Genomic DNA, 8,109 nt, shown 5'->3' on the forward strand with positions numbered 1-8,109 from the left:
CCCGGAAAAGACACACTTTTCTTTACTTAACCCGAAAACCATCGACAAGTCGGGCAGACAAAAAGACCCGCACCTTATCGGTGCGGGTCTGCTTTGTGCGCCCGAAGGGATTCGAACCCCTAACCTTCTGATCCGTAGTCAGATGCTCTATCCGTTGAGCTACGGGCGCATTTTGTTGTTATTCAGCGACTCTGGGGTAATTCCCTCGGCCCCTGCAACGAATAGATACTTTACTCATCCTGCGAAGTTTTACAAAATCGCCTGCTCACGCAACCTTTTTGGGCACTTATTCAAGTACATATTCGTTGCACATTAACAACAGGTTTCGTTGCGGTTACCCCGGTCTAACCGGCCCCCGGAGGCCAGCACCGGCGCGGACCGGAGCAACCGAGGAACTACTCGCCGCGGACCCAGCGGACAGCGTTGCCGAAGATGTCCTGCTCACCAATGCCCGGAATGTTGCGCATCAGGCCCTCGCGGAAACGCTCCGGGTGGCCCATCTTGCCCAGAATCCTGCCGTCAGCACTGACAATGCCCTCAATGGCATAGGAGGAACCGTTCGGGTTGGCTGGCGCTGCCATCGTCGGAACGCCCTCGGCACCACCGTCGGCATCGCCGTCGGTACCGACGTACTGGAAAGCGACTTGGCCGGCCTCGAACAGGCGGCGAGCCTCGTCCTCGGAGACCACGAAACGGCCCTCACCGTGAGAAACCGGCATGAGGTGGGTCTGGCCCGGCTTGAAGCCACGCAGCCACGGGGAATTCACGGTAGCCACGCGGGTGGTGGCGATACGGGAAACGTGGCGCAGCTGGCGGTTGTGGGCCAGGGTCGGCGAATCCTCGCGGAGCTGCGCCGGGTCACCGTACGGCAGGAAACCGGACTTGACCAGCGCCTGGAAACCGTTACAAATACCGAGTACAAGACCGTTTCCGGCCACGAACTCCTTGACGGCGGCTGCGACGTCGTCGGAACGCAGGAACGCGGCGATGAACTTCGCAGATCCGTCCGGCTCGTCGCCCAGGGAGAAGCCACCTGAGAATGCCAAGATGTCAGCGTCCTTGATCTTCTCGATGAACGCCTTCGTGTCCTCCGCCAGCATTGCCGGGGTCAGGTTGCGGATCACGTGGAACTCGTAGGTAGCGCCAGCTGCGACGAATGCTTCGGCCATGTCGTATTCGGAGTTGGTACCCGGGAAGACCGGCAGCAGCACGTGGACATCCTTCTTGCCCGGGCTCTGCAGGTCGGTCTCGGTTTCGTTGACCTGGTTGGCAAACTCCGGCAGGGCCTCGCCCTCGTACTCATTGAGTGGGAAGACGTCACGGTAACCGGACTCCATCGCTTCCAGAGCCTCAGCGACCGTGAAGGACTCCGCACCGAAGCGCAAGGTACCCGACTCGTCGGTGGCACCGATCTTCACGGCCTCCGCAACGGCACCCTCAACAGCACCCTCAACAGCCTGACCAGCCGGAACAGCCACAACGATGGAACCCAGCGGAGCCTCCGGCAGCGATGCCTCCAGGCCCACGCCATTGCCCACAGCCATGTTGACCAGAGTCGCGGCCAGATCCGCGCTGGTAACAGCCGAGGCCGCAGCCGGACGCAGCTCGCGCACAGCAGCAAACAGTTCGTTGAGCTGCTCGTAGTTCGGTTCCCCGGACTCGAGCGGCTTGTGCGCAAACAGGTAGAGGTCGAAGTTTCCGGCCGGGATTGCAGCGGATACGGCGTCGGTCTCGTCCATCGCGGCAACTGCGAAGGTCACCAGGGTCGCCGGCACGTGCAGGTCCTCGCCGTAGGTGCCGGACATGGAGTCCTTACCGCCAATGGCCGCAACCTGGAAGCCGTCCTGAGCCTCGAGCAGGCCGAGCAGAGCCTGCGCAACCTCGCCCCACCGCTGCGGATCCTGGTCCAGGCGCTGGAAGTATTCCTGCACACTCAGCCAGGCACCGCGCGGATTGCCACCGGCCGCTGCGAGCTTAGCTAGTGCCTCCACGACGGAGTAGGAACCCATGAGGTACGGGGACTCGTCGGCAAGCGATGGCGAGTAACCCCAGGTCATGATGGACGCGGTGCTCGTGCCGCCATCGACCGGCAGCGTCTGGATCGACGCCTGCTCGTCGGTCTTCTGCGTCGCACCGCCGTACGGCATGAGCACGGTGGAGCGGCCGACGGTCGAGTCGAACTGCTCGATCATGCCCTCCTGGGAACCCGCCGTCGCCGCACGCAGCGACTCCAATACGCTCGTCGGAGCCTGCTTTACGACGCCGCCCTCCGCAGCAACCATCTCGACGTTCTGGGCGCGGTCGGCGCCGTTGGTGTCGATGAACTCACGGGAGAGGTCGAAGACAACCTCGTCGCCCATGAACATGCGCAGTCGACCGGTATCGGTGATGTCGGCCAGCGCGACGGCCTCGATGTTTTCTTCGGCAGCGGCGGCGATGATGAAGTCCGCATCCTCCGGGCGCACGACCAGCGCCATGCGCTCCTGGGACTCGGAAATTGCAATCTCGCGGGCATTCAGACCGGCGTACTTCAGCGGCACGCGCTCGAGGTGAATGTCGATGGAGTCAGCCAGCTCACCGACCGCAACGGACACGCCACCAGCGCCGAAGTCATTACAGCGGACAATCTTGGTAGCGACATCCTCGCGGCGGAACAGGCGCTGAATCTTGCGCTCGTTGACCGGGTTACCCTTCTGCACCTCGGCACCGGAGCGGCCCAGCGAGTCCTCATCGTGAGCCTTCGACGAGCCGGTCGCACCGCCGACGCCGTCACGGCCGGTGCGGCCACCGAGCATAATCACCACATCGCCCGGCGCAGGTTCGAGGCGCTTGACGTTGTCTGCCGGGGCAGCGGCGACGACGGCACCGAGTTCCATTCGCTTAGCGACGTATCCCGGGTGGACCAGCTCACGCACACCAGTGGTGGCCAGACCGATCTGGTTGCCGTAGGAGGAGTAGCCGGCTGCGGCGCGGGAGGAAATATCGCGCTGCGGCAGCTTGCCCTCGAGGGTCTGCTCGCGCGGAGTGTTGATGTCACCTGCGCCGGACAGACGCATGGCCTGGTAGACCCAGGAGCGACCCGACAGCGGGTCGCGGATAGCGCCACCGAGACAGGTGGAGGCACCACCGAATGGCTCGATTTCGGTCGGGTGGTTGTGGGTCTCGTTCTTGAACATGAGGAGCCACTTGCGGTCATCGCCCTCGACGTCGACATAGACGGAGCAGGCGTTGATTTCTTCGGAGACTTCCTGGTCATCCATGACACCCGTGCGACGCAGTTCGCGGCCCATGATGGTGCCCATGTCCATCAAGGAGCGTGGCTTGTGGGTGCGGCCGTTGAGCTCACGCAGCTCGTCGTAGCGACGCAGCGCGCGATCCAACTGCGCGGCAAAGCGCGGCTCGTTGTTCTCGATGGAGGTCAGCTCGGTGTTGAAGGTGGTGTGGCGGCAGTGGTCCGACCAGTAGGTATCCAGCGCGGACAGCTCTACCTCGGTCGGAGTGCGGCCCTCGGAGCGGAAGTAATCCTGGATGGTCTTCAGGTCAGCCAGCGACATGGCCATGCCGTCGGCTGCGAGCAGCTCGGCCAGGCCTTCGTCATCCAGCTCGGTGAAGCCCGGGTACTCCTTCAGCGGCTCAATCTCGCCCATGCTCGGACGGCGCAGGACGCTCAGGTTCTTCTCCCCCGATTCGACCGGGTTGATGAGGAAGGAGCGCACGGCGTCATTCACCGGAGCATCGAAAACATACAGCGTTGCCGAGGTGATCTGCGCCTGCGTTTCCGGGCGGAGCAGGCGCAGGGCCTGCTCGGCGGCATCGGCACGCTGGTCGTACTGGCCAGGCAGCGGCTCGACAGCAAGGTAGTTCCCCAGCTCGGCGGGGGTCGGGAGCTCGGCCAGCTCGTCGACACGCGAATCAGCAACTACCGACTCACGCAGCGCGACAAGATCCTCCTCCGTCGCATCGAAAGCATCGTAGAGATAGTAGATTGCCACCTCACCGTCCTGGCCGATCGAGGACAGCAGCGTAGCTTCCTCATTGCGGAACTCGGGCTTACGGCGAACGGCTAGACGGGCGTCCATCAAGGCTCCTATCGAAATACGGGGAGGGCAACCGGGGTCTAAGTCTATTGCAACTGTTCAGGATAGGAAAATGTCCCCCGGTGTGCGAGGCGGCGCGGGGCGGCGCGGGGCGGCGCGGGGCGGAAGCCCCGATTGACCAAGTACAAGGCCAGGCTAATCGGATTCGGCCAGGCAAAGGCTGCGTGGGGGTGTTGGAGGTACGGCCGTGGCGGCTCAGGGAGATGGTGAGTCGGGCGGCAGGTCCGGGTTGGTGCCTGTTGTTGCACGTTGCTACCTGTTGCTGCGCGTTGCTGAAGCAAGGGAGCTGGTTCGTTGTCTTATCGATGCATAGTTCACCCATCGATTCGCTATAGCCTGGCCACAAGTGAACAGCGCATCGACAAGTGCACACGTAGCACCCACAGCGCGCGCATAAGTGGCGAAAAACCATCGACAGGTCACGAGAAACCATCGATAAGTGACCGAACCCTGGCCACAAGTGAAGGACCGCGCTGCCCCGCCCCGCAATGCCCCGGCTCGCGCTGCACTGCCAGGTAATAAAACAAAAAGACCCGCACCTCCACGGTGCGGGTCTACATGGTGCGCCCGAAGGGATTCTAACCCCTAACCTTCTGATCCGTAGTCAGATGCTCTATCCGTTGAGCTACGGGCGCGTGTGGCGGAGGCGAGAGGATTCGAACCTCCGGCCCGTCGCAAGACAGGCAACTCCTTAGCAGGGAGCCCCATTCGGCCGCTCTGGCACGCCTCCAAAACCACTGGCATCGATCCCGCTTCAGCAAAGCTGTTCGCCATTGCGTGGACGAGACCAAATAACCGCAGCCAATCCTACAGAACACAAGAATTGAAAAGCAAAACACCCGCGAAGCCACCGATTACGGCACCTCAAATAGCGACCACACCTTGGGATTTTGCGGGGATTCTGTACTGCCCAATCCGGACCATGTTCTACAGTTAGGCCTATGACCAACGATGCATCTTCAGTTCAGCCCAAAACTCGTGCCGACCTCGAACAGGTTCCGGCCTATGTTCCGGGCAAGGCTGTGCCCGGCGCGCTGAAGATTGCGTCCAATGAAATGACTCAGCCGCCGCTGCCCTCGGTGGTGGAGGCCATCTCGCAGACCATCTCTGACCCAACTACCAGTCCGAACCGCTACCCGGACATGGGCGCAGTTGACCTGCGCATTAAGCTCGGCGAACACCTGCGCCTGCCCATGGAGCAGGTCGCGGTCGGCTGCGGCTCCTCCGCTCTGTGCCTGCAGCTTGTGCAGGCCACCTGTGCGGATGGGGATGAGGTCGTGTTCCCGTGGCGCAGCTTCGAGGCCTACCCCATTCTCGCTCGCGTCGCCGGGGCTACTCCGGTGCCGGTGCCGCTGGATGCGCAGGGTCGCAATGATCTTTCAGCTATGGCTGCCGCTATCACCGACCGCACACGTCTGGTTTTCGTCTGTAACCCCAACAACCCAACGGGGACGACCATCACTCGCGAGGCATTCGCGGAGTTTATGGCGCAGGTTCCGGGCGATGTTGTGGTTGCTCTCGACGAGGCCTACATCGAGTTGGTGGACGAGGCCACTCACGCCGCTACCCCGTTGGCTCATGAGCTGCTGGATACCTACCCCAACCTGGTTGGCTTGCGCACATTCTCCAAGGTCTACGGCCTGGCCGGGCTCCGCGTGGGCTACATGTTCGGTCCGGAGAAGCTTGTGGAGGCCGTGAATAAGGTCGCTATCCCCTTCTCCGTAAACACTCTCGCGCAGATCGCCGCGCTCACCTCGCTGGACGCACAGGAAGAGCTCACCGCCCGCATCGCCGAGGTCCGCGCACAGCGCGTCGCCGTCACCGCGGCCATCAACGCCGCCACCGGCCGCGAGACGGTGCTGCCGAACTCGCAGGCCAACTTCATTTGGATCGGTGAGGATCGGATTGCCGATCTCTCTGTGCTTGACGACGTCTCGGTGGCCACCACCACGGATCTCGGTGACTTCTTGGCGCGGCGCAACATTCTCATCCGCTGCTTTGCCGGCGAAGGTGCTCGCATCACCATCACCACCGAGGAAGAGACCTCGCAGCTGCTGGCTGCGCTAGGAATTGAGCACTAGCAGCTATCGCTCAGCTAGCAGGTGCCAGCGCGGCCAGTGGTCGCGCCACCACTGCGCTCAATCGCCTTTGCGATGCGGTCGAGCATTTGCTGGCCGGTCTCATAGGTGCCGTCGTCAGGCTGGGCTGCGATAGCAACACCAACGAAGGTGCCCGGCTTCTTGCCCGGCAGATAGCCGAACTGCCGCACAAGGTAAACACCTTCATCATCTGGGCCCCAACCGCCCTTGAAGTGGGCACCGCGGATGCGTCCGAGGCCGTAGGACTGCTCGTCGGCAATCTGCCCCATGAGGTCAGCAACCTTTGGGCCCGCCTCGATGCACTGCAAATTGGCGCCGAAAACAGCTTGGTCGCGCAAATCCCACTGCGTCTGCCCGAAGACGGTGTATTGCGCGCGGATGCGGTCAGTACCCATGACGGTGCGGGCGTCGTGGCCCTCTCGAAGGATTTTATTGGTGGTCGCGCCTGCGGTCGCGTCATCGCCCAGGGAGTACCACATGGACTCAGCCGCGTCGTTGTCGGAAACCGTGATTGCAGATTCCACCTGCGCGTCCACGCCCATTTGGCGCACATAAGCCACTGCGATTGGCACCTTGGAGGTAGACCAGGCCGGACCAGTTTTGAAATCCCCCGTGGAAACCACTTCGGAATCCTTATCCGGCGTTGCCAGAGCGGCGCCGGCCAAACCACCGAATTCCTTTTGCGCGGACTTCACGGCCTCGACAACTTCGCGAGGCATCTCACCGGGCACAACTTTCCCGCCGGAGGATGCGCCTCCGGGGCCGTCGCCAAGCGAATTGGACAGCGTCGGCGAGGGCATCGACGAGTCGGAGTCGGTGCCGATGGTGCAGGCGCTAAGACCGAGCGTGACGACGGCGGTTGCGGCCAGAGCTACTCGGAGACGTTTAGACAATGTGCACCGTCGCATTCGTACCGCCGGTGCAAGTGACAACCTCACCGTTATCGCGGCAGGTCATGGTGTAAGTCTTGCCAGTTGTTGGGCTGCTAGCGGTGACAGTACCGTTGAGCTTCTTCGTAAGTTGGTACTGCTCAACGAAGGAATTGCGCACGTTGGTGGCAAACTGACAGGTTGTCGTGTTACCTCCGACATTTTCTGCATATACCAAGTTCAAATCACCCGGATCACCCGAGCCGGAGCAGTGGCGCCAACTCGATGGCGGCTGGAACCCCTCAGCGCGACGCTTCTGCTCAGCGGTCGACGACGTGGAGGAATCCTCAGTACTAGCGGACTGAACCGACTGGGATGAATTGCTGCCGGCCGAATTCACTCCCTTCGAATCGGAGAAGTAGAAGAAGGCCATTGCGCCGACGAGGAGGGCAACCGCAATGAGTGCCAGGATAATAACCGCGATGGTCAGCCCCTTATTGTCATTGCTCGGTGCAGCAGCCGGGCCAGCTTGCGGGCCAGGGACATAGGGGGCGGGGCGGTATGGTTCAGGCTGTTGGGACTGTGGATACTGCTGCTGCAGATACTGGGTTTGCTGGTTCTGGGGCGGCTGCTGGGTCTGATGGTCCTGCGTTTGTCCCTCAGGCTGCTCCCACTGTGCCCCATCCACAGCGCTCCACGCATTTGCCGGCGTATCTGCAGAGGGCTGATCATCTGACGCGTCCGGATTTATGCTCCACTCACCGAACGAGTCGTCCGAGTGGTTGCTCCGATTCGTTGCCATTGTTCGACCTTTTCCCTCAATACCGTCCGCCAGGATGACGCTGGGTTTGTATTACAGCAAGACCGAGCTTACCGGTTTTGGCAAATTGCCCGTATTGTTTCAGGCCACAACGGTTTCGGGTCCATGCCATGCAGCTTTTCCACCGAGTGCCCCGGGTTGAAGTGGATTTCAGTTCCTGTATTCAACGAACCGTCGGCAATCGCGTCGGCGCCCGTTACCTTGTGAGTGTCCCCGATAATGGG

General features: G+C 61.9%; 4 protein-coding genes and 3 tRNA genes. 1 reads left to right on the forward strand and 6 read right to left on the reverse strand.

Annotated features, from left to right (window positions below; translation table 11 throughout):
• Positions 1 to 96: 96 nt before the first annotated feature.
• The 4 genes from HMPREF2847_RS08870 to HMPREF2847_RS08885 form a co-directional block, all read right to left on the reverse strand.
• Positions 97 to 169, reverse strand: a tRNA-Arg gene (locus tag HMPREF2847_RS08870).
• Positions 170 to 395: 226 nt separating this feature from the next.
• Positions 396 to 4,079 carry a phosphoribosylformylglycinamidine synthase gene (locus HMPREF2847_RS08875; protein WP_070852180.1) on the reverse strand — a complete coding sequence of 1,228 codons (3,684 nt, stop codon included), beginning with the start codon at positions 4,077 to 4,079 and terminating at the stop codon, positions 396 to 398.
• 577 nt (positions 4,080 to 4,656) lie between these two features.
• Positions 4,657 to 4,732 (reverse strand) — tRNA-Arg (locus HMPREF2847_RS08880).
• 3 nt (positions 4,733 to 4,735) lie between these two features.
• Positions 4,736 to 4,827, reverse strand: a tRNA-Ser gene (locus tag HMPREF2847_RS08885).
• Positions 4,828 to 5,038: 211 nt separating this feature from the next.
• Here HMPREF2847_RS08885 and HMPREF2847_RS08890 point away from each other — a divergent pair.
• Positions 5,039 to 6,178 carry a histidinol-phosphate transaminase gene (locus tag HMPREF2847_RS08890; RefSeq protein WP_070852181.1) on the forward strand — a complete coding sequence of 380 codons (1,140 nt, stop codon included), beginning with the start codon at positions 5,039 to 5,041 and terminating at the stop codon, positions 6,176 to 6,178.
• 14 nt (positions 6,179 to 6,192) lie between these two features.
• On the opposite strand, the gene HMPREF2847_RS08895 is transcribed toward HMPREF2847_RS08890, so the two are convergent.
• Together HMPREF2847_RS08895 and HMPREF2847_RS08900 are read right to left on the reverse strand one after the other, a co-directional pair.
• On the reverse strand, positions 6,193 to 7,089 hold the full coding sequence (locus HMPREF2847_RS08895) for a hypothetical protein (protein ID WP_246821996.1): 897 nt from the start codon (positions 7,087 to 7,089) through the stop codon (positions 6,193 to 6,195).
• Positions 7,082 to 7,867, reverse strand: a complete 786-nt coding sequence (locus tag HMPREF2847_RS08900; protein ID WP_070852183.1) for a hypothetical protein — start codon at positions 7,865 to 7,867, stop codon at positions 7,082 to 7,084. Before HMPREF2847_RS08900 ends, HMPREF2847_RS08895 begins: the two co-directional genes overlap by 8 nt.
• Between the last annotated feature and the right edge of the window lie 242 nt (positions 7,868 to 8,109).

The organism is Corynebacterium sp. HMSC074C03, from assembly GCF_001838285.1.
Lineage (GTDB): Bacteria > Actinomycetota > Actinomycetes > Mycobacteriales > Mycobacteriaceae > Corynebacterium > Corynebacterium amycolatum.

Bases quoted from the DNA above. Each gene is read 5' to 3' on its own strand.
- HMPREF2847_RS08875 (WP_070852180.1), bottom strand. From the start codon at position 4,079: ATGGACGCCCGTCTAGCCGTTCGCCGTAAGCCCGAGTTCCGCAATGAG.
- HMPREF2847_RS08890 (WP_070852181.1), top strand. From the start codon at position 5,039: ATGACCAACGATGCATCTTCAGTTCAGCCCAAAACTCGTGCCGACCTC.
- HMPREF2847_RS08900 (WP_070852183.1), bottom strand. From the start codon at position 7,867: ATGGCAACGAATCGGAGCAACCACTCGGACGACTCGTTCGGTGAGTGG.